The sequence below is a fragment of the Thalassospira alkalitolerans genome (assembly GCF_002115745.1).
Lineage (GTDB): Bacteria > Pseudomonadota > Alphaproteobacteria > Rhodospirillales > Thalassospiraceae > Thalassospira > Thalassospira alkalitolerans.
Window position 1 is genome coordinate 1 of the sequence record NZ_JFKB01000070.1, and the last position, 309, is coordinate 309.

At 57.3% G+C, this 309-nt stretch carries 1 protein-coding gene; it reads right to left on the minus strand.

Translation table 11 applies throughout. The features are described 5' to 3' along the window. The coding region (locus tag TALK_RS22205) for a hypothetical protein (RefSeq protein WP_169715101.1) at positions 1-309 on the minus strand (309 nt) is incomplete at both ends.

Below are 309 nucleotides of genomic sequence, written 5' to 3' on the forward strand. Positions count from 1 at the left end.
TTTGCCGGAAGCATCGGCAACATCAAGCGTCGGTGCATCGGCAACGCCGGCAACATCAACCGTCAAGGAACCTGTGGTGGTCGCAACATCGCTACCATCCGCAGATTGAGCGGTCACGCCAAGATCAAACGATCCGCTGAAGTCATCAGCCGGCGTGATCTTAAGACCATCAAGCTCAGAGCTCGACAGCGTCCAGGTCCCATCACCATTGTTGGTCCCGGCAGACAGGCTTGCGCCATCCGGCACACCAGAGATGGTGACAGTGAGAACCTCACTGGAATCTGTCAGACCGGCATCGATATCGAGCGC